Annotated in this window: 19 protein-coding genes; 12 read left to right on the top strand and 7 right to left on the bottom strand. The window is 70.1% G+C overall.

Features of this window, described 5'->3' with window-relative positions; translation table 11 throughout:
• The first annotated feature begins 12 nt into the window (after positions 1 to 12).
• From RC1_RS03920 to RC1_RS03935, 4 genes are all read left to right on the top strand, one after another.
• Positions 13 to 2499, top strand: a complete 2487-nt coding sequence (locus tag RC1_RS03920; protein ID WP_234703826.1) for a glycosyltransferase — start codon at positions 13 to 15, stop codon at positions 2497 to 2499.
• Positions 2500 to 2750: 251 nt separating this feature from the next.
• Positions 2751 to 3053: a helix-turn-helix domain-containing protein gene (locus RC1_RS03925; protein ID WP_012566046.1), complete on the top strand. Its 303-nt coding sequence runs from the start codon at positions 2751 to 2753 to the stop codon at positions 3051 to 3053.
• A gap of 288 nt (positions 3054 to 3341) precedes the next feature.
• A complete protein-coding gene (locus RC1_RS03930; protein WP_012566048.1) occupies positions 3342 to 6614 on the top strand; it encodes a beta strand repeat-containing protein in 3273 nt (1090 codons plus the stop codon).
• A 279-nt stretch (positions 6615 to 6893) separates the two neighbouring features.
• Complete coding sequence (locus tag RC1_RS03935; RefSeq protein WP_012566049.1) at positions 6894 to 8429, top strand: methyltransferase regulatory domain-containing protein; 1536 nt, start codon at positions 6894 to 6896, stop codon at positions 8427 to 8429.
• 92 nt (positions 8430 to 8521) lie between these two features.
• Here RC1_RS03935 and RC1_RS03940 read toward each other — a convergent pair whose 3' ends face one another.
• Entirely contained in the window at positions 8522 to 9157 is a 636-nt protein-coding gene (locus RC1_RS03940; protein ID WP_012566050.1) for a D-sedoheptulose-7-phosphate isomerase, read from the bottom strand.
• Between the two features lie 190 nt (positions 9158 to 9347).
• On the opposite strand from RC1_RS03940, the gene RC1_RS21665 reads away from it, so the two are divergent.
• Positions 9348 to 9974, top strand: coding sequence for a NeuD/PglB/VioB family sugar acetyltransferase (locus tag RC1_RS21665; RefSeq protein ID WP_012566052.1), 627 nt, complete (start codon positions 9348 to 9350; stop codon positions 9972 to 9974).
• A gap of 58 nt (positions 9975 to 10032) precedes the next feature.
• Here the strand turns inward: RC1_RS21665 and RC1_RS22450 are convergent, their stop codons facing one another.
• Both RC1_RS22450 and RC1_RS03955 read right to left on the bottom strand, forming a co-directional pair.
• Positions 10033 to 10575 carry a MarR family winged helix-turn-helix transcriptional regulator gene (locus RC1_RS22450; protein ID WP_012566053.1) on the bottom strand — a complete coding sequence of 181 codons (543 nt, stop codon included), beginning with the start codon at positions 10573 to 10575 and terminating at the stop codon, positions 10033 to 10035.
• Between the two features lie 38 nt (positions 10576 to 10613).
• Positions 10614 to 11039 carry an organic hydroperoxide resistance protein gene (locus RC1_RS03955; RefSeq protein ID WP_012566054.1) on the bottom strand — a complete coding sequence of 142 codons (426 nt, stop codon included), beginning with the start codon at positions 11037 to 11039 and terminating at the stop codon, positions 10614 to 10616.
• Between the two features lie 220 nt (positions 11040 to 11259).
• Here RC1_RS03955 and RC1_RS03960 point away from each other — a divergent pair, with 220 nt between their 5' ends.
• Positions 11260 to 11772 (top strand): ferritin-like domain-containing protein, encoded by a 513-nt coding sequence (locus tag RC1_RS03960; protein ID WP_012566055.1) that lies wholly within the window; start codon positions 11260 to 11262, stop codon positions 11770 to 11772.
• Between the two features lie 241 nt (positions 11773 to 12013).
• Complete coding sequence (locus RC1_RS03965) at positions 12014 to 12259, top strand: hypothetical protein (protein ID WP_012566056.1); 246 nt, start codon at positions 12014 to 12016, stop codon at positions 12257 to 12259.
• Positions 12260 to 12545: 286 nt separating this feature from the next.
• Here RC1_RS03965 and RC1_RS03970 read toward each other — a convergent pair whose 3' ends face one another.
• Together RC1_RS03970 and RC1_RS03975 are read right to left on the bottom strand one after the other, a co-directional pair.
• Positions 12546 to 13574: a hypothetical protein gene (locus RC1_RS03970; protein WP_041785121.1), complete on the bottom strand. Its 1029-nt coding sequence runs from the start codon at positions 13572 to 13574 to the stop codon at positions 12546 to 12548.
• A 514-nt stretch (positions 13575 to 14088) separates the two neighbouring features.
• The gene (locus RC1_RS03975; RefSeq protein WP_012566057.1) at positions 14089 to 14997 is read right to left on the bottom strand and encodes an ROK family protein; all 909 of its coding nucleotides are present in this window, start codon (positions 14995 to 14997) and stop codon (positions 14089 to 14091) included.
• A gap of 199 nt (positions 14998 to 15196) precedes the next feature.
• Here RC1_RS03975 and RC1_RS19850 point away from each other — a divergent pair, with 199 nt between their 5' ends.
• Genes RC1_RS19850 through RC1_RS03990 form a run of 3 tightly spaced genes read left to right on the top strand, consistent with a single transcriptional unit; the run spans position 15197 to position 16910 of the window.
• Positions 15197 to 15811, top strand: a complete 615-nt coding sequence (locus RC1_RS19850) for a hypothetical protein (RefSeq protein ID WP_012566058.1) — start codon at positions 15197 to 15199, stop codon at positions 15809 to 15811.
• Between the two features lie 18 nt (positions 15812 to 15829).
• Positions 15830 to 16570 carry an AzlC family ABC transporter permease gene (locus RC1_RS03985; RefSeq protein WP_012566059.1) on the top strand — a complete coding sequence of 247 codons (741 nt, stop codon included), beginning with the start codon at positions 15830 to 15832 and terminating at the stop codon, positions 16568 to 16570.
• Entirely contained in the window at positions 16563 to 16910 is a 348-nt protein-coding gene (locus tag RC1_RS03990) for an AzlD domain-containing protein (RefSeq protein WP_012566060.1), read from the top strand. Before RC1_RS03985 ends, RC1_RS03990 begins: the two co-directional genes overlap by 8 nt.
• A 1-nt stretch (position 16911) precedes the next feature.
• Here RC1_RS03990 and RC1_RS03995 read toward each other — a convergent pair whose 3' ends face one another.
• The gene (locus RC1_RS03995; RefSeq protein WP_012566061.1) at positions 16912 to 17172 is read right to left on the bottom strand and encodes a hypothetical protein; all 261 of its coding nucleotides are present in this window, start codon (positions 17170 to 17172) and stop codon (positions 16912 to 16914) included.
• A 124-nt stretch (positions 17173 to 17296) separates the two neighbouring features.
• Here RC1_RS03995 and RC1_RS04000 point away from each other — a divergent pair, with 124 nt between their 5' ends.
• A complete protein-coding gene (locus tag RC1_RS04000; protein ID WP_012566062.1) occupies positions 17297 to 17506 on the top strand; it encodes a hypothetical protein in 210 nt (69 codons plus the stop codon).
• Positions 17507 to 17520: 14 nt separating this feature from the next.
• Here RC1_RS04000 and RC1_RS04005 read toward each other — a convergent pair whose 3' ends face one another.
• Positions 17521 to 18597 (bottom strand): MBL fold metallo-hydrolase, encoded by a 1077-nt coding sequence (locus RC1_RS04005; RefSeq protein WP_012566063.1) that lies wholly within the window; start codon positions 18595 to 18597, stop codon positions 17521 to 17523.
• A gap of 300 nt (positions 18598 to 18897) precedes the next feature.
• Between RC1_RS04005 and RC1_RS04010 the strand changes: the two genes are divergently transcribed.
• Positions 18898 to 19095, top strand: a complete 198-nt coding sequence (locus RC1_RS04010; protein WP_012566064.1) for a hypothetical protein — start codon at positions 18898 to 18900, stop codon at positions 19093 to 19095.
• The last annotated feature ends 65 nt before the right edge of the window (positions 19096 to 19160 follow it).

A 19160-nucleotide genomic window follows, 5' to 3' on the forward strand; every position in this document is an offset into this window, starting at 1 on the left:
ACGCTGCCCCTGATGACCGTCCCCGCCGAACCGTTGTCCCCCAGTTCCGCTCCGACCCCTCCCGCACGGGGCGATGCGCCCCGGGGCGACCTGCTGGTCCGTCTCGATGCCTGTCTGCGGCTTCTTGAGGCGTCCCGGACGTCTGCCGACGAGGGCGGCGGGCGGATCGACGCCGGGGTTCTCCGGCGGGAGCTGGAGGCCGCGGGGCTTGCCGCGGCACGTCTGGAACAGCGGCTGCTGGCCTCGGACCAGGAGCTGGGCCGCCTCACGGCGGAGCTGACCGTCTCCCGTCAGGAGCTGGCGGACCGCGAGCTGAGGTTGCGCGAGATTCTCGCCTCCAGCTCCTGGCGGCTGAGCGCGCCGGTCCGGGTCCTGGGACGGCTGGTGCGCCGGCTGCGTGCGCTGCTGGGGCGCTGGGGGGGTGGGGGGGCGCCGGCCCTGCCCGCCACCACCGCTGCAACCGCGATCGCCGCCGCACCGGCCGGGCCGCCGGCCCTGTCCGCGCCCCGTCCCCAGCGGCCGCCGCCGCCGGACGCGCAGCGCCTGCGCATCGCCACCCTGGCCGCGGCCGCGCCCGAGGTGTCGGTCATCATCCCGGTGTTCAACCAGATCCCCTACACCCTGGCCTGCCTGGACAGCATCGCCCGCGCCCTGCCGCGGGTGCCGTTCGAGGTCATCGTCGTGGATGATGCGTCCAGCGACGCGACCGCGGCCGAACTGGCCGGGCGGGACGATATCCGCTACCTGCGCAACCCGGAGAATCTGGGGTTCGTCGGCGCCTGCAACCGCGGCGCGGCGGAGGCGAGGGGGCGGCTGCTGATGTTCCTCAACAACGACACCACCGTCGAGCCGGGCTGGCTCGACCGGCTGGTGGAGACGCTGGAGCGGCATCCGGATGCGGGCCTGGTCGGATCGAAGCTGATCTACCCCGACGGCCGGCTTCAGGAAGCGGGGGGGATCGTCTTCACCGACGCCTCCGGGTGGAACTGGGGGCGGCTGGGCAGCCCCGACGATCCTGCGGTGAACTATCTGCGCGACGTGGACTACTGCTCCGGTGCCGCCATCCTGGTGCGGGCGGATCTGTTCCGCCGGCTGGGCGGCTTCGATACCCGGTACGCGCCGGCCTATTACGAGGATACCGATCTGGCGTTCGGCATCCGGTCGCTGGGGTTCCGCGTGCTCTACCAGCCCCTGTCGCGGGTGGTGCATTACGAGGGCGTGACCTCGGGCACCGATCCGGGTGCCGGCATCAAGCGTCACCAGACCCTGAACCGGCCCCGCTTCCTGGAGAAGTGGCAGGCCGATCTGGCGCGGCACGGCAGCCCGGCGGACCTGCCGGCGGCGGCCGACCGGCGGCCGGTCTTCCGGATGCTGGTCGTGGATGCCACGACCCCGACACCCGACCAGGATTCCGGCTCGGTGGACATGGTCAACCTGCTGCGCATCGTGTCGGATCTCGGCGGCCGGGTGACCTTTGTCCCGGAAGACAACTTCGCCCATGCCGGGCGCTACACCGAGGAGCTTCAGGGGGCGGGGGTGGAGTGCATCCACGCGCCCTTCTTCCGCACCATGCGCGACTTCCTGCGGGCGCGCGGGGCGGAATTCGATGTCGTGCTGATGGCGCGCGGGCCGCATGCGGCGCGGCACATCGACGAGGTGCGGCGGCACTGCCCGCAGGCCCCGGTGATCTTCGACACCGTGGACCTGCACTTCCTGCGCGTCGAGCGGCGGGCGGAGCTGACCGGCGACCCGGCGCTGCGGGCGGAGGCGGCCCGGCTCCGGACGCTGGAACTGGACATGATCCGCCGCTGCGACGCCACCCTGGTCCGCAGCATCGAGGAGAAGCGCCTGCTGGATGCGCAGGGCGTGGGCGAGCGCGTCTCCATCCTGCCGCTGATCCGCGAGGTGCCCGACCGCATGCCCCCGCGGGAGGGGCGCTCGGGCGTCATCTTCGTCGGCGGGTTCCGGCACGATCCCAATGTCGATGCCGTGCGCTGGTTCGTGGCCGAGGTCTGGCCGCGGGTCCGGCGCGCGCTGCCCGAGGCGGTCTTCCGCATCGTCGGCAGCAACGTGCCGGCCGAGGTCGCGGCGCTGGCCGGCGACGGGGTGGAGGTGGTGGGCTTCGTCCCGGACATCGCGCCCCTGATGGAAGGGGCGCTCGTCTCCGTGGCGCCGCTGCGCTACGGCGCGGGCCTGAAGGGCAAGCTGGCCACCAGCTTCATGCACGGCCTGCCGGCGGTGGCGACCCCGGTGGCGGTGGAAGGCATGGTCCTGGACCCGGACGAAGCCGTCCTGGTCGCCGACGATCCCGCCGGTTTCGCCGATGCGGTGATCCGCCTGCACCGGGACGAGGCGCTGTGGCGCCGGCTGGCGGAGGAGGGGGCGGCCTTCTGCCGGCGCGAATTCGGCCTTCCGGTCAATGGCGGGCGGATCGCGCGCCTGCTCGCGGACCTGGGCGTTCCGGTGTCCGGTCCGGCGGACCGGGCCGCGGCGGAATAGGCCGCCGCCCTTTCCCCGCTTCCGTTCCTTGCCCCCCCTGCACGCCACGGCTCCGGCCCGTCCCTGCGGCCGGGGCGGAGCCGTGGCGTCCAGGGGGCACCCGTGGGTGACACCCGTGGGGGGACATCCGTGGGACAGTTCCGGGACATTCTCCGTTCGGCGAAACGCATCCCCGCTCGATAAGCGAATTGCTGTTGCGTGAATCACTGAACGGGCCTACAAAGGGGTGGTTTCCGGGCAGGGGCACCACCATGGCGCAGGCAGACGTAAAACTCGGCAAAACAGAAACCGACCGCCTCCGGCGCGCAGGCGGGGTTGAGCTGAAACGTCTGCGGGAGGATCGCGGCCTGACCCAGCGTGAGCTGGCGAACCGTGTCGGCTTCGATTATTACACCTTCATTGCGCAGATCGAAGGGGGGCGTGGCCGCCTTCCGCCCGATCGCTACCAGTCCTATGCCGATGCCCTGGGGGTCCCGCATCAGGACTTCGCCCGGCTGATGCTCCGTTACTACGAGCCGGTGACCTACCGGCTGCTGTTCGGAGAAAATCCGTGACAACTGCAGGCTTCCATGGTCACTGGAAGCGTGGGTTACCTCCTAATCCCATGCCCCGATGCTCCGGCCTGCCGCCCTCCGCTCCGGGTGCTCTGGAAAAATGTGTTCAGTAACAAGGGGTTAACCTCGGGTGTGGTAGTGAAGTCGATGACTGGTCCGGCGTCTGATCCCGGAACCGCTCTCCCGAATCGGGGGCGGCTCCGGCATCCGTCGCGGTACGCGGGCGCACCAGTCCCGCCTGGTCGGATGGTTTGATTGGCTGATCAGCAACCCTTGAGGGGGAAAGACATGTCGAATTTTCTGGCTTTCGACAGCACCGCTTACCTGAAGAACAATCCGGACGTTCTTCAGGCGGTGCTGAACGGTGGCTTTCCGAGCGCCCGCGCCCACTTCGAGCAGTTCGGTGTGAAGGAGCTGCGTAATCCGAACGCGGTGGTCAATCTGACCTACATCCTGACCGAGAACGCCGACACGGTGCTCGCGGCGATCCAGAGCGGCGCCGCCAAGGACGTGTTCGACTGGTACGTGAATACCGGCGTGAAGACGGGCGTCGCCCCGAACGCCGAGCTGGCCACCTTCGATTCCGCCAAGTACCTCGCCGACAATCTGGACGTGAAGGCGGCCGTCGATGCCGGCGTCTTCAAGTCTGCCCTCGAGCACTACCTGGCCTACGGCCGCGCCGAGTCCCGCCCGGCCTTCAGCACGGACGGCACCCAGGTCGATGAGCCGGTCGGCAACACGATCGCCCTGACCACGGGCACCGACACCCTCACCGGCACGGCCGCCAACGACACGTTCATCGGCGTTGCGGACGGCAAGACCCCGGGCGCCGTTGGCCAGATGGTCACCCAGACCTTCGGCGGTCTGGACGTGATCGACGGCGGTGCGGGCACCGACACGATGCGCCTGACCAACGAAGTCGGCGCGATGACCCTGGCCACCTCGGTCACGGTGAAGAGCATCGAGAAGCTCGATCTGATCAGCGCGCAGAACGCCATCACGGCTGACGTTTCGGGCTGGGAAGGCCTGCAGACCGTCACCGTCGATCAGAAGGACGCCGCCGAGGCTGTTGCCGTCACCACCAAGGGCAACGCCACGAGCGTGACCGTCACGGGCGGCACCACCGTGACCGTGACCGACAGCGGCGCGGCCAAGAAGGACGCGCTGGCGGCCGTCACCGTTCAGGACGCCACCGGCCTGACCACCGTCGCCTCCGACGTGCTGACCAAGCTGACCCTGGTCGAGTCCGACGGCGGCGCCACGGTCACCGCGGCGGCGGGCACCCGCACCCTTGACCTGACCGTCAACGGGCTCACCGCCGGCACCATCACCGACGCCGAGGCGACCGGCCTGAAGGTCACCGCCACCGGCGACGCCTCCGAAGGCATCACCCTCGCGGCGGCCAAGGCCAAGGCGATCGAGTTCGCCGGCAGCGAGAGCATCTCCGTCGATATCGGCAACGCGGCCGCTCAGGCTGCCAACCTCGTGATCACCTCCAGCAACACCGCTGGCGTGACCCTGGTCAACAACGCCCTCGACACGGACGTGACCTTCACCGGCGGCGCCGGCAAGGACACCCTGACCGTCGGCGCGACCACCAAGACGATCGACCTGGGCGCCGGCAACGACACGCTCACCGTGACGGCCGCGCTGGGTGAGGGCGGCAAGCTGGTCGGCGGCGAAGGCACCGACACGCTGGTCATGACCTCTGCCCTGGCTCAGACCCTGTCCGCCTCGGCCGCGTTCTCGAAGGCCATCGACGGCTTCGAGAAGGTGAGCCTGGGTGCCGTGGCTGCTGACACCACGAACACCGTCAACCTGACGAACCTGGGCAACATCAGCCACGTCGTTTCCGCCGGCACCGGCGCCGCCGGCACGGCTGAGACCTCGATCGTCACCTTCACGGATCTGGAAGTCGGCCGGACCATCACCGTCGGCGGCCGCACGATCACCAACACCGGCACCACCACGGCGACCGCTGCCAACGTCGCTGCCGTCGCCGCTGGTGGCACCGTTGTCGGCCTGACCGCCGGCGGCACGCTGACCGATTGGACGGCGGGCGCCGCTGTCGGCCCCTCGGTGACCTTCACCTCTTCCACCTCCGGCAACGTTGCTTCGATCACGGTTGGCACGACCGACATCGGCGCTGGTGTGGACCCGGCTACCAGCCGTACCCAGGGCGTCAATACCGTCAGCACGGAGACCGTCACCTTCAACTTCGGTGGCCTGACCTACGGTCAGAGCATCACGCTGACCGACGGCACCGTCACCCGCACCATCACGGCCACCACCGACGGTACCTACACCGGTGCTCAGGTCGCTACGGTTGCCGCTGGCGGTGTGGTTGCCGGCCTGACCTCCTCGGGTACGCTGACCGCCAACTGGAGCAACGGCGGCGCTACCGGCGCGTCCGTGACCTTCACCTCCGCGACCGCGATCACCAACGTCGCCGACCTGACCGCTACCGCCAACGCGGCGATCACCGCCGACGCGGCGTCGGTCACGGGTGGCGTGGACGGCACCCCGGGTTCGGTCCTGACTGTCAACAACATGGCCAATGGCGGCACGTTCGAGCTGACCGGCACGGTCTCCGGCACGGCCACCGTGAGCCTGAAGGACGCCACCGGCACCGCCGATGTGCTGAACATCACGCTGAACGGCGCCAGCAACATCGTGAACACCGGCAAGGTTGTCGTCGCCGGCGTCGAGACGATCAACATCGTCACGACCGACAGCACGGCGGCCAGCAACCCGGCCGCGGCCTCCACGATCAACCTGGATGCGGCGGCTGCCACCAATATCGTCCTCACGGGCAATCATGGTGTGAACTTCTCCGGCTCCACCCTGACGAAGCTCGTCGATCTGGATGCCTCCGGTGTCGTCGGCACCGGCGCCACGGCGGCGGCGGCTGCCACGGCCGGTACGGTGACCTTCACGTCTTCCGTCACGGACAAGGCCCTGACCGTCAAGACCGGCAACGGCAACGACGTCATCAGTGTCGCCACCAACACCAAGGGCGCCACGATCGACACCGGCACCGGCAACGATGGCATCACGGGCTCCGAGGGGAACGACGTGATCAACGCCGGGGGCGGCAATGACACGGTCAACTCCAGCGCCGGTGCGGACACCATCACGCTGGGCGATGGCAAGGACACCTACGACCTGCGCGACGCCGCCCACTCGGTTCTGGCGAAGTACGACACCATCCTCGACTTCAACGCCAACACCGTGCTGGCCGATGACGACAATGCCTCCGAGGGTGGCGCTGCCCTCGCCGACCGCGACGGCGACGTGATCGACGTGAGCGGCCGGTTCAGCAACGGCGTCGATGGGATCAAGGTCTTCGTCGCCAGCAACGCTGCCGACGCCCAGACCTTCATCCAGAACACGGGCAACGCGACCGGCGGCGACGAGGGCAACTACACCGGCTTCGCGCTGGATAGCAGCACCAGCCTGCTGTACATGGACTTCAACCAGGATGGCGTGGTCGACTCGGTCATCAAGCTGACCGGCGTCACCACCATCACCGAGGCCGCCTTCACCGGCATTGACGTCTGATCTCCCGTCCGGGAGACAGGTTCCGGCTCGCCGGGACCTGAGCTGACAGCCTTCGACCCCACCCCCGACAAGGGGGTGGGGTTTTTTTATTGGGCGTGAAAGATTTCATCGGGCGTGGAAGAATAGACCGCGTCGGCCCGGCGGCGACCGCAGAACCCGGCAGGGGTCCGGCAGGGGATGCACGGGGTCGGGGGCGGGCAGGCATGCGTGGGTCAGCAGAGGGCCGGAACGGCCCGGGGAAAAAGGGCAGGGGGCCGGAACGGCCCGGGAGAAAAGGGAATGAACGACTGGACCGCCGGTTACATGACCGATATCAATTATACCTACGGCTATTATTCGGAACTGAATCCGCAGCGCGTCGGGCTGGCCTTCCTGAACCGGGGGCTGGTCTTTCCGGAGGTGACGACGGCCTGCGAACTGGGCTTCGGCCAGGGCCTGTCCGTCGCCATCCATGCCGCCGGCTCCACCGCCGGCTGGCACGGCACCGACTTCAATCCCGCCCAGGCGGCCTTTGCCGGCGATCTGGTCGCGGCGTCGGGGGCCGATGCCCGGCTCCGGGATGACGCCTTCGCCGAGTTCTGCACCCGGCCCGACCTGCCCGATTTCGATTTCATCGGGCTGCACGGCATCTGGTCCTGGATCTCCGATGCCAACCGGGCGGTGATCGTGGATTTCGTCCGCCGCCGGCTGAAGGTGGGCGGGGTGCTCTACATCAGCTACAACACCCTGCCGGGCTGGGCCGCCTTCGCCCCGATGCGGCATCTGATGACCGGGCATGCCGATCTGCTGGGGGCGGAAGGGCGCGGCATCGTCAACCGCGTCGATGGCGCCATCGACTTCGCGGAAAAGCTGCTGGCCACCAATCCCCTGTTCAGCCGCGCCAACCCCCTGGTGGGCGAGCGGCTGAAGAAGATGAAGGAACAGAACCGCCACTATCTGGCGCATGAATACTTCAACCGCGACTGGCATCCCATGCACTTCGCCACGATGGCCGACTGGCTGGACGGGGCGAAGCTGGACTATGCCTGCTCCGCCCATTACCTGGACCATCTTGACGCGGTGAACCTGACCCCGGCGCAGCAGACCTTCCTGGCAGAGGTGCCGGACCCGATGTTCCGGGAAACGGTCCGCGACTTCATGGTCAACCAGCAGTTCCGCCGCGACTACTGGGTCAAGGGCGCGCGCCGGATGAGCCCGCTGGAACGGGTCGAGGCGCTGAAGACCCGCCGGGTCATGCTCGCCACCGCCCGCGATCAGGTTTCGATGAAGATCGCCGGCGCGCTGGGGGAAGCCAGCCTGAACGATGCCGTCTACGGCCCCGTTCTGGATCTGCTGGCCGATCTCCGGCCGCACTCGCTGGGGCAGATGGAGCAGTCCCTGCGGGGCAAGGGGCTCAGCTTCAACCAGATCGTCGAGGCCTGTCTGGTGCTCACCGGGGTCGGCCATCTCTACGCGGTGCACGACGACGCCGTCGCCGCCAAGGTTCGGCGCCAGACCGACAGGCTCAACGCCCATCTCTGCGGCAAGGCCCGCAGCGGGGGCGACATCGCCTATCTCGCCAGCCCGGTGACCGGCGGCGGCATCATCGTCGATCGCATCCAGCAGCTTTTCGTGGCCTCCATCGTCCAGGGCCGCAAGCAGCCCGCCGACTGGGCCGGCGATGTCTGGAAGACGCTCTCGTCCCAGGGGCAGAAGCTGGTCAAGGAGGGCAAGCCGCTGGAGACGGCGGAAGCCAATCTGGCCGAACTGACGGCCCAGGCGCGGACCTTCGCGGACCGGCGCCTGCCGGCCCTGCGGGCCCTGCAGATCGTCTGACCGCCCGCGACCTTGCCGGCCGGTCACCCCCGCACGGGCGCCTGCCCGTGCGGGACCGCCGCCGGGCGTCCTCGCTCAGAAGTCATCCTCGCTCAGAAGTCGCCCCCGCTCAGCTCGCCGTCCAGCAGGTCGCAGAGGGCGTGCCCGATGGCGATGTGCATCTCCTGGATGCGCGGAGTCGCCTCGGACGGGACACACAGGCAGAGGTCGCAGGCAGCGCGCAGGGCGCCGCCCCGTGCCCCGGTCATGCCGATGCTGACGATCCCCAGATGCCGGGCCGTGGCCACGGCGGCCAGGACGTTCGGGCTGTTGCCGCTGGTGCTGAACGCCACCAGCACATCGCCGGGCCGGCCCAACGCCTCCACCTGCCGGGCGAAGATGCGCTCGAAACCGTAATCGTTGCCGATCGCCGTCAGGGCCGAGGTGTCCACCGTCAGGGCCAGCCCGGGCAGGGCGCGCCGTTCCGCCAGGAAGCGGCCGCTCAGTTCGGCGGCGATGTGCTGGCTGTCCGCGGCGGACCCGCCGTTGCCGCAGAACATGACCTTGCCCCCGGCCCGGATGCTGTCGGCCATCACGGCTGCGGCGCGGGCGATCTCTTCCGCCTGGGCCGCCAGGGTCCGGAAGTTCGCCGCCGTCTCCTCCAGCGCCGCGCGGACACGCGGCGCCGCTCCTGCACGGTGGCTGCCGGCATCGCCCGTCGGTCCGGCGCCGCTCCCGGCCTCTGTCATCTCCGCTCCCGTCCTCTGTCCATGCCCTGGGGCCGGCCGTCACACCTGCCCGGCGCCGGAAGGCAGCCATGGCCCGGCGGGCAGGTCAAGCGCCTTCCGCAACGGCGCACGGCGCCAGATCGGGCGGACGGGGGCGGGCGGGCGTGCTATGCAGGGGGCGAATTCCGATGGGCTGGCAAGGTGCGTTTCCATGGTCCGGCGTCCCCTCGTCATTGTCGGTGCGGGTGGTCATGGCCGCGTTGCCCTTGATGCGGCCCGTCTGTCCGGCTGCACCGTTCTGGGCTTCCTCGACGACACCCTGGCTCCGGGCGGCATGATCGACGGCGCCCGGATCCTGGGCGGCACCGGGCTGACCGCCGCTCTTGCCGTCGAGGCGGACCTGTTCATCGCCCTGGGCGACCAGGCGGCCCGCCGTGCCTTCGCGCTGTCCGTGCTGGGGGCCGGCGGAACGCTTGCCACCCTTGTCCACCCTGCCGCCGTGGTGTCGCCCGCCGCGACGGTCGGCGACGGGTCCATCCTGGCGGCGGGGGCCATCCTGCAACCGGGGGCGCGTGTCGGGCGGTTCTGCATCCTGAACACCGCCTGTTCGGTGGACCATGACGGCGTGCTGCTGGACGGGGTGCAGGTCGGTCCCGGTGTCCGGCTGGCAGGGCGGGTCTGCTGCGGGGAGGATGCCTTCCTCGGCACCGGCGCCATCGTCCTGCCCGGGCTGAGCATCGGCCGCGGGGCCGTGGTCGGTGCCGGTGCCGTCGTCGTCGGCGACGTGCCGGCGGACATCACCGTCGTGGGCAATCCCGCGCGCCCGCTGCGGCGTTGAACGCGCGGGGACGGCCGGGGCGGCACGCCTCACGGAAAACCGAGCGGCGGTCCGGGACTTACCCGTCCGCGGGGTCCGCTGCCGGGAGGTCCCCCCTGCCGGCGGCCCCCGCGGCAGGCCCTCCCGCGGCAGGCCCTCCCGCGACAGGCCCTCCCGCGACATGGGCGTTCAGGGCCGCGACCAGGGCGCGGATGCTGTCGCGCAGGGTGTCCAGCCCGCCCGGGGCCGGGCCGAAGCCGGCCATCAGCGTGGCCGGCACATGCTCGGCCGCGGCGCGCAGGGCGCGGCCCGCGGGCGTCAGGTCGATCAGCACCCGCCGCTCGTCGGACGGGTCGCGGCTGCGGCTGATCAGGCCCGCCTGCTCCATCCGCTTCAGCAGCGGGGTCAGGGTGCCGCTGTCGAGATAGAGCTTCTCCCCCAGCGAGCCGACGCTGTGGGGCGTCTCCTCCCACAGCACCAGCATCACCAGATACTGGGGATAGGTCAGCCCCAGCCCGGACAGCACCGGCCGGTACAGCCGCGTCAGCAGGTTGGAGGCGGCGTAGAGCGGAAAACAGACCTGGCGGTCGAGGCGCAGGGGGTCCTTTTCCGGGTCGATCATCGCCACCTTCCGTAAGGGTCACATCATGCCGGCCGGGCTTACCGGGTTGTGACCGATAGTGCCACAGCGATGTTCCCCCTGACCGCATTGGAATAGGGGCAGATCCGGTGGGCGGCCGCGACCAGGGCCTCCGCCGCGCTCTGGTCGATGCCGGCCAGTGTGACGGCCAGCGCCACCGACAGGCCGAAACCGCCCGACGGGGTGGGCGACAGCCCGACCGTCGCCGCCACCTCGACATCGCTGTCCCGCAGACGCGGGCCGCCGCTGCGGCTGGCATGCAGGACGGCGTTGCCGAAACAGGCGGCATAGCCCGCGGCGAAGAGCTGTTCGGGGTTGGTCGCGTCGCCTTTGCCGCCCAGGCCGCCGGGCAGGGAGAGGCGGAGGTCGATCAGTCCGTCGTCGCTGCGGGCGCTGCCGTTGCGGCCGCCGATGGCGGTGACGGTCGTGGAATAGAGCGTGCTCATGGGGGACTCCGGAGAGGGAAGGGAACGGAGATAAAGTGGCGCACAAAATAATTTAGCGCAATATAACTCTCCGGGCCGTCCGTCCAGCGGACACCCCCGTCCGTCTTCTCCTCCCCGGACCGGGGGGGGGGCGCGAGGGGGGGCGTGACAGGCAGGCCTCCCGACTGTTCTTCCGGGTGCCCCGATGACAATGGGGCCGGAGACAACGGGAGACATACCCATGCCCACGCCTCAAGAGACCCTGATCGACTATCTGCGCGACGCCTATGCCATGGAGCAGCAGGCGCTCAGCGTCATCGACCGCCAGCTTGAGCGGGTGGCGAACTATCCGGCGGTGCAGCAGAAGTTGCAGCAGCACCGTATCGAGACGGAGAGTCAGGCCGAGCGGCTGGAGACCTGCCTGCAACGGCTGGGCAGCGACACCTCCGCCGTGAAGACGGGGGTGGCCAAGCTCGGTTCGAACCTCCAGGCGATGATGAACATGTTCGCCAGCGACGAGATCATGAAGGACATGATCTCCAACTACGCCTTCGAGAACTATGAGGCGGTCAACTACAAGATCCTGGCGACCACCGCCGAGGTCGCCGGCGAGCCCGAGGTCGCCCGCATCGCCAACGAGATCCTCAAGGAGGAGGAGGCGATGATCCGGTGGCTGGACGAGAACGTCCCGTCCGTCACCCGCGACTATCTTGCCCGTGACAGCGGCGCGGCTCCCCAGGCCGCAAGCCGCTGACGATCCCGTTCCGGAGCCCGCCGGGAAACCGGCGGGCGCATCCGCGCCTGTCCTGCCGATCCCCGATCTCCGCCTTGCCGTTCCGCACCCTCTCGGCCCGATAGAACGGAGGGAGAACATTCCGCTTGCTGTTCATGGTTCGTTCGTTCATGCTCAGGGCAGGTCTGAAGCGCCGGGACAGTCCTTGCCGGTCCGGACCCGCAACCGCCCCGGACGGGGCGTCCAATGACGGAGGCGACGCGTGAACCCGATCCTGATCGCCCGCAGCCCCTTTCCAGGCGTGTCCGACTCCGGATACGTCCTCTCCGGACGCTCCTGCGCCGGGGTGTTCCCGGCGTCCGGTCCGCTGCGGCCGGCGTTGACCGGCCGGCCGACGAGCTTCTCCCGCAACAAGGTCTTCGGATATCTCCGCGACTTCGTTGCGGTCACCTCGCTGTTCGGCATGCTCTACGGCTGGTTCGTCCTCGGGGCCGCCCTGTCGGCCTGAGCCGCCTGCCCGATCCGGGGACCCGGGACGCGGTGGGGCCGGGGCTTCCGGCCCTTGCCCGACGGACAGGGGCGAGAGGCCATTCTCCGGCGCTGCTGACAGGGGGCGCGGCAGCCCGACATCGGAGAAGCCGGACACCGGAAGCCCGACACCGAAAACCCGACATGGAAACGGCCCCGCCAGTGCCCGGCGGGGCCGTTTCTGTCCGTGTCTCCTCATCCGTCCCGGACAGGATCACCGGCATGTTTCCCTGGGGAAACGCCGGAGTTCCGGGCCGGAGGTCCCGTCAGCCGCGCGGCTGCTGCGGGGGCTGCTGGTTCGTGCGGTAGGACGGGATCGGGATCGGCCGCTGCTCCTCGCGGCGGCTGGCGGACATCTCGATCTCCATGCGGGCGATGACGCGGCGCAGCTCATGCAACGCATCGTCCAGGCCCTGGATGCCGGCGTCCGCCGGGTTCGCCTTCCAGGTCCGGTACAGTTCGGCGCAGGTCTGGGCGGCGGTCGCCATGCGCGTATCCGCCGGCTCGGACGGGGTCTCCTGAGCCTCGATCCGGGCGGCATTGCGCTGCTGCCGGTGGTAGGGGTAGGGACGCTCGCGGTCGATGAATTCCCCGATCTGCACATCCGGATCGAAGGTCTCGACCTGTCCCCGGTCGGCAAAGCCCCGCGGGGCCTGCGTCCGGTCGCCCTGGTTCCGCTCGCCCTGGTTCCGCTCGCCCTGGTTCCGCTCGGCCGAATTCCGGCCCTGCTGCCGGTCGCCACGCTCGGGACGTTCGCCCTGGTTGCGGCCCTGGTTCCGGTCACGGCCCTGGAGCTGCATGGTGCGGCGCTGGTCGCCGCCCTGGCGCTCACCGCCCTGGCGCTCACCTCCCTGACGCGGTCCCTGGAAGCGTGCCTCTCCCTGCTGGCGGTCACGGGGGCGGTCGCCCTGCTGGCGGTCGCCATAGGGACGCTCGCCGTTGACCCGCTCGGCCGGACGCTCCTGGCTCCGGTCCTGCCCCTCGGCCCGTTCGGCCGTCCGTTCAGCGGCCCGCTCGGCGCGCTGCGGGCGGTCGCCCTGCGGCCGCTCCGGGCGGGCTTCCTGGAGAGGCATCTCCAGCCGGGGCTGGTGCGGGGCCTCCTCCGCCGGTGCCGCGGTTTCGCGGGCCGGGGCAGGCTGGGCCGGAGCCTCGACCGTCGCGGCGGTCTCCGCCCCGGTCTCCTGGTCTTCCCGTGCGCCGGCGGCTTCCGCCTTGCGCACGATGTAGGAGATTGCGCTGGGCGTGCAGTCGAACTCCCGCGCGATGGCGGTCAGGGTGGCACCCGACCTGTACATCTCCAGGATTCGCGGCCACGCTGACTGCGGGATACGTCCACGGCGCTTCGGGGTATCGGCGTCGGTATCGGGTTCGGCTTTCAAGATGTCACTCGGTTGCCAGAGAGGCTCTTGCGTCATGAGGCGCGTTCACGATTTCAAGGCCGGTTGTTCGGAAGCCAAGCTCCGCACAGGCATCGTCCCCGCATGGGGTGGCGGCCATCTGGTGCCGGAGGATGACAGGAATAACAACCCTCATATTGGACATGCCGCAACGAATTGCCAGTGAAACAATGCGCCGGCCTTTGAAAAAGTGGCTGTCCACCGAATCCCGGTCCGGCAGCCGCGGCGTCGTGTCCTGACGGTCAGGCTTTCCGTCGCCGGTTTAGTGCGGGGCAGGACGACCGGCGGCATTTTCAAAATCCCGTTCACGGGAATCGGGCGACCTTCCCGTATCCGCCGGCCACGGTCCGCCGATTTTCAAAATCCGTGGGCGGGGCGCTTTCAAAAACGGCGACCGCCCGGCAAGGCCCGTTCAGACGTCACCGGGCTGCCACAGCCAGGCCGCCCCGCGCACGCCGCTCGAATCGCCGTGGCGGGCGGGGCGGATCGGCGTGTCCACGCCGTCGGAGAAACAGTAGTCGCCCAGCAGCCGCGGCAGCACCTCGTACAGCCGTGCCACGTTCGACATGCCGCCGCCCAGCACGATCACATCCGGGTCCAGCACGTTCACGATTCCGGCCAGCCCGCGGGCCAGCCGGTCGGCGTAGCGGTCCAGGCTGGCCGCGGCCGCGCTGTCGCCGGCTGCGGCCCGGGCCACGATCTCCGCCGTCGCCAGGGCCTCCCCCGTGTTCCGTTCGTGGTCCTGGGCGAAGGCCGGGCCGGATACCCAGCGCTCCAGGCAGCCCCGGCGCCCGCAGAAACAGTCCGGCCCCGGCCATTCCGCCGCCGTCGGCCAGGGCAGGGGATTGTGCCCCCACTCCCCGGCGATGGCGTGCCGGCCCGTCAGCGGCCGGCCGTGGACGACGATGCCGCCGCCCACGCCGGTGCCGATGATCACACCGAACACGGTGGCGGCCCCGGCCGCCGCGCCGTCGGTCGCCTCGGAGACGGCGAAGCAGTTGGCGTCGTTCTCCAGTCGCACCGGGCGTCCCAGGGCGCGCTCCAGGTCCTTGTCCAGGGGATGGCCGATCAGCCAGGTGGAGTTGGCGTTCTTCACCAGCCCTGTCCGCGGGGAGATCACGCCCGGAATGCCGACGCCCACGCTGCCGATTCCGCCCGCTTCCTGGTCCAGCGCGCCGACCAGGGCGGCGATGGCGGCCACGGTGCCATCATAGTCGCCGCGCGGTGTCGGCACGCGGCGGCGGGCGAGTTGCCGCCCGTCCTCCGCCAGGACGATGCCTTCGATCTTGGTGCCGCCGAGGTCGATGCCGATCCGGATCATGGGACAGAAAGGGGTGTGGAAAGGGAGCCACACTCTAGACTTCCCGCGTCCCGGCGTCAGCGGGCACTTGCCGGGCGGTCCCGGCTCCGGCACAATCCGGCCCCGGAATCGTCCGGATTCCAGCGGTTTCCGCCGATCCGGCCCGCATCCGCCGCCGCCGTTCGTCCTTCGTCCGGTACGCAACCAGGGAAGCCCCCCGATGCCGCGTCTCCGCCGTCTTGCCGCTCTGGCCACCGCCGTCGCCCTTGCTGGCGGGTCCGTCTTCGTGAGCGGGAGCGCCCACGCCAAGGCCCCCTGTTACACGCAGGCGGAGTTCGAGGCGGAGCAGGCCATCCGCCTGCATACCGAACTGATGGTCGTCGGCCTCACCTGCGGGGAGATGAGCCAGGCCGGCGGCCCCAGCCTGTTCGCCCAGTACAAGCAGTTCACGCTTCAGCACCGCAACGACATCGTGAGCTGGGAGAAGGCCCTGATCGGGCACTTCAAGCGGTCCCGCGGCGGTAACGCCACGCGCGAGTTCGACAGCTTCCGCACCCGCCTCGCCAACGAGACGTCGCAGCGCGCCATCGCCCTCTCCAACCCCGTGTTCTGTCAGGCCTATGTGCCGGCGGTGGTCAAGGCGCTGGCGATGTCGCGGCAGGATCTGATGGAGTCCCTCAAGGCCGACCGGCCGATGCGGCTGGCTGCGGTGCCGCGCTGCGACGCCCCGGCGAAGCCGTCGGCGGCCCGCGTCGCCGCTGCGGGCGGGGGCCGGCCGGAGGCCATCCAGGTCGCCGCGTCCGGGGCGGTGCCGTCCGCTGTAACCACGCGCTGATCCCGGCCCCGGTTCTCCATGACCGACGCGCCCGATGGCCGCGCCGGGCGGCGTGCCGTCGTCCGGTCCGCCCTGCTGGAGGCCTGCGGCGTTCCGGGTCTGGTGCTGGGGGCCAGTTTCCTCGGCTTCGGCTCGCTGGTGCGGGAAAGCGGCTACGGCCTCTGGATGGCGCTGGCGGCCACGGCCACGGGCTGGGCCCTGCCAGGGCAGATCGCCATGGTCGAACTGCTGGCCGTGGGCACGCCGCTCCTGCTTGTCTGCATGGCGGTGGCGTTGACCAATGCCCGGCTGATGCCGATGACGGTGGCGCTGATGCCGTGGCTGCGCCGGCCCGGCACGCCGGTCTGGCGCTATTACGCTGCTGCCCACCTGATCGCCGTGACGAGCTGGGCGAACGCCATGCGGGTCTGCCCGACCCTGCCGCAGGAGTACCGGCTGGCCTGGTTCGGCACCTTCGCCCTCAGCCTGTGGGCGGTGACGCTGATGGCCACGGCGGCCGGCTATTTCCTGGCCGGGGTGGTGCCGCAGGCGGTGACACTGGCCCTGGTCTTCCTGAATCCCGTCTATTTCATGCTGATCTTCGCGGCTGACCTGCGCCAGCGGGCAAAGGCGCTGGCGCTCGTCTTCGGGGCGGTGCTGGGGCCGCTGTTCCATCTGCTTCACCCGGACTGGGGCCTGCTGGCGACGGGTCTTGTCGCCGGCACCCTGGCCTTCCTGGCCGAACGCCATCTGAAGACGCGGGAAGCCGCCCATGACTGAGGCGGCGGGTTTTCTGGGCGACTCCTGGACGGTCTGGGCCGCCGTGCTGGGGGCTGCCCTGGTCACCTATGCCTCGCGCGGGCTGGGCGTGCTGTTCGCCGGGCGGATCGACCCGGCCAGCCCTCTCTTCGACTGGGTCGGCTGTGTCGCCTATGCACTCCTGGCCGGCTTGATCGCCCGGATGATCCTGCTGCCCATCGGTCCCCTGGCGGACGTACCGCTGGCGGTCCGGCTGTCCGCCACCGGCATCGCGCTGGCCATCTTCTTCCTGACCCGGCGGAGTCTTCTGCTCGGGCTGGCGGCCGGAGTCGGGGCGCTGCTGCTGATGGCGGGAGGCTGACTCAGCAGGCGGCCTTGAAGGCCGGTTCCGGCGTCGTGACCGGCTCCGGAGGGAGCGCCGGCGTCAGGGGGGCGGCCGCTTCCTCCCGCTCCTTCAGTTCGTGCTGGCACGCCTGCATCACGCCGCGCCAGAAGCGGGCGCCGCGCACATGGTTCGCGGCCGTGAGTTCGACCAGTTTCACCCGGCTCAGGGTGATGGCGTCGCCGCCCAGTTCCTGCACCAGACGACGGGCGAAGATCAGGATTTCCGGATCGTGTGTCATGGCGCGATAACGGCCGGCCGGCCGATCCGTTCCGGCGCCGTTCGCAGCGCAGCATGGGAACCGCCGGGCGCTCCGCGCGTTGGCGGGGACAGAAGCGGGTTTCCGGAACGGAAGGTGGGGCGGCATGCGGCGACGTCGGGCGCAGGTCGCGGAAGGGCAGCGGTATCGCAGGATCGGGGTCGGCCTGGGCATCTGGGAGGTGATCGCCCTCCAGACCGACGGTGTCGGCAAGATGCATGCGCGCCTGCGCCGGGAGGATGATCCCAGCTCGGTGAAGACGCTGGCCGTCTCCGTCCTGCTGGACCCCCGGCAGTTCGAACCGCTGCCGGAGTGACGCCGCCGGGCGGGTCAGCCGACCGTGCGGAAGCGCAGGATGCCAGCGCCGTCCCGCTCGCGCCGCAGCGTGCCCCGGACCAGCAGGTGGTTCAGGTGCGCCAGCGCCTCCCCCACGGCGAAGCTCAACTGATGGGTGTCCAGCGGCCGGCGGAACAGGATCGCCGTCAGCTCCATGACCGTGCGCGGAGTCTCGGCGCAGGCCGCGAGCGTCTCCTCGAACCGCTCCCGGTGGTGCTCCGCAAGCTGCCGGCAGCGGGAGCGGAGGCCGTGGAACGGCAGCCCGTGCGAGGGCAGCACCAGCGTCTCCTCCGGCAGGGTTTCCAGCCGCGCCAGGCTGTCCAGGAAGTCCACGATCGGGTCGGCGTCCGGTTCCGCCGGCCAGACACTGACATTCGGGCTGATCCGGGGCAGCACCTGGTCGCCGGAGATCAGGATGCGGGCGTCGGCGCACCACAGGCAGGCATGCTCGGGTGAATGGCCGCCGCCGACGACCACTTCCCAGGTGCGTCCGCCGATGGTCAGCCGTGTGCCGTGGCGCAGCCGGCGGTAGGTGGCCGGCACCTCCGGGACCCCGTGCGGATAGGGGTTGCCCCGTTGCGCCATGGCGGCCAGCTGCTCCGCGTCCAGCCCGGCCATGGCGTAGAAGGACCGCGACGACTCCGCCATCGAGGTGCTGCGGTCCTGGCTCAGCAGCCGGGCATACAGCCATTCCGTCTGCGTCATCAGCAGGTCCGCACCGAACCGCCCGCAGATCCAGGCAGCCAGCCCCATGTGGTCGGGGTGGAAGTGGGTGACGATCACCCGCGTCACCGGCCGCCCCTCCAGCACGGTGCCGAACACCGATTCCCAGGCGGCTCGGGTGCGGTTGCTGGCGACGCCACAGTCCACCACCACCCAGCCGTCGCCGTCGCGCAGCAGCCAGAGATTGATGTGGTCCAGGGCGAAGGGCAGGGGCATCCGCACCCAGGACACCCCGTCGGCCACGTCCAGAACGGACCCTTCCGAGGGGACCGCGGGGAACGGGCAGGACAGGCCGGGGGCGGTTCCTGCCGCTGCGGTCGCGGGAACGGTCGTCGCGGGAGCGGTCACTGTCGCATCTCCGTGGTCGTCGGATCCCCGCCGGCCCGGACCGGCGGGGCGGTCGCGGCATTCCGTCGCCGGAAGGGGGGAACCGACCTTAGCGGCTGGATGCCTGCGGCAAAGCGTCAAGATCGACCTGTCCGCCCGGCGGCTACTTCTTCCGCGGGAGAGAAGGCGGCCGGTTGGCCGAGGGCATTGTCACCGAAGCGAGATGGAAAGCCCGTCGGCTCCCCTGATATGACCGCACCACCTGCCAGCCCCGCTTTCACTCCGGGGCCGTCGGGCCCCGAGGTGTGACAGGGGTCACAGATGTCTGATCGCTTCAGCTATGTCATTGAGATCGAAGACGAGGCCGTCGGTCTCGTCATTCCGACGAACGACGACCGGCGGTCCGGCGTGATCTTCCATGCGGTCCATCCAAAGGCTCAGGCGCTGCACGGGCGCAGTTTCGATGATCCGCAGCAGGCGACACGCGCGGCCTCGGTGGCGATGGGGCGTGCCGCCTGACTGCCCGGGTCAGCCGCGGGCTGTCAGGGCTACCCATTCCGGAGGGGGCAGGTCCGCCACAGTCT

Source organism: Rhodospirillum centenum SW (assembly GCF_000016185.1).
GTDB classification, from domain to species: Bacteria; Pseudomonadota; Alphaproteobacteria; order Azospirillales; family Azospirillaceae; genus Rhodocista; species Rhodocista centena.

What these genes read in the sequence shown, in the direction of transcription:
- RC1_RS03920 (WP_234703826.1), top strand. Translation starts at nt 13, where the DNA reads ATGACCGTCCCCGCCGAACCGTTGTCCCCCAGTTCCGCTCCGACCCCT.
- RC1_RS03925 (WP_012566046.1), top strand. Translation starts at nt 2,751, where the DNA reads ATGGCGCAGGCAGACGTAAAACTCGGCAAAACAGAAACCGACCGCCTC.
- RC1_RS03930 (WP_012566048.1), top strand. Translation starts at nt 3,342, where the DNA reads ATGTCGAATTTTCTGGCTTTCGACAGCACCGCTTACCTGAAGAACAAT.
- RC1_RS03935 (WP_012566049.1), top strand. Translation starts at nt 6,894, where the DNA reads ATGAACGACTGGACCGCCGGTTACATGACCGATATCAATTATACCTAC.
- RC1_RS03940 (WP_012566050.1), bottom strand. Translation starts at nt 9,157, where the DNA reads ATGACAGAGGCCGGGAGCGGCGCCGGACCGACGGGCGATGCCGGCAGC.
- RC1_RS21665 (WP_012566052.1), top strand. Translation starts at nt 9,348, where the DNA reads ATGGTCCGGCGTCCCCTCGTCATTGTCGGTGCGGGTGGTCATGGCCGC.
- RC1_RS22450 (WP_012566053.1), bottom strand. Translation starts at nt 10,575, where the DNA reads ATGATCGACCCGGAAAAGGACCCCCTGCGCCTCGACCGCCAGGTCTGT.
- RC1_RS03955 (WP_012566054.1), bottom strand. Translation starts at nt 11,039, where the DNA reads ATGAGCACGCTCTATTCCACGACCGTCACCGCCATCGGCGGCCGCAAC.
- RC1_RS03960 (WP_012566055.1), top strand. Translation starts at nt 11,260, where the DNA reads ATGCCCACGCCTCAAGAGACCCTGATCGACTATCTGCGCGACGCCTAT.
- RC1_RS03970 (WP_041785121.1), bottom strand. Translation starts at nt 13,574, where the DNA reads ATGTACAGGTCGGGTGCCACCCTGACCGCCATCGCGCGGGAGTTCGAC.
- RC1_RS03975 (WP_012566057.1), bottom strand. Translation starts at nt 14,997, where the DNA reads ATGATCCGGATCGGCATCGACCTCGGCGGCACCAAGATCGAAGGCATC.
- RC1_RS19850 (WP_012566058.1), top strand. Translation starts at nt 15,197, where the DNA reads ATGCCGCGTCTCCGCCGTCTTGCCGCTCTGGCCACCGCCGTCGCCCTT.
- RC1_RS03985 (WP_012566059.1), top strand. Translation starts at nt 15,830, where the DNA reads ATGACCGACGCGCCCGATGGCCGCGCCGGGCGGCGTGCCGTCGTCCGG.
- RC1_RS03990 (WP_012566060.1), top strand. Translation starts at nt 16,563, where the DNA reads ATGACTGAGGCGGCGGGTTTTCTGGGCGACTCCTGGACGGTCTGGGCC.
- RC1_RS03995 (WP_012566061.1), bottom strand. Translation starts at nt 17,172, where the DNA reads ATGACACACGATCCGGAAATCCTGATCTTCGCCCGTCGTCTGGTGCAG.
- RC1_RS04000 (WP_012566062.1), top strand. Translation starts at nt 17,297, where the DNA reads ATGCGGCGACGTCGGGCGCAGGTCGCGGAAGGGCAGCGGTATCGCAGG.
- RC1_RS04010 (WP_012566064.1), top strand. Translation starts at nt 18,898, where the DNA reads ATGTCTGATCGCTTCAGCTATGTCATTGAGATCGAAGACGAGGCCGTC.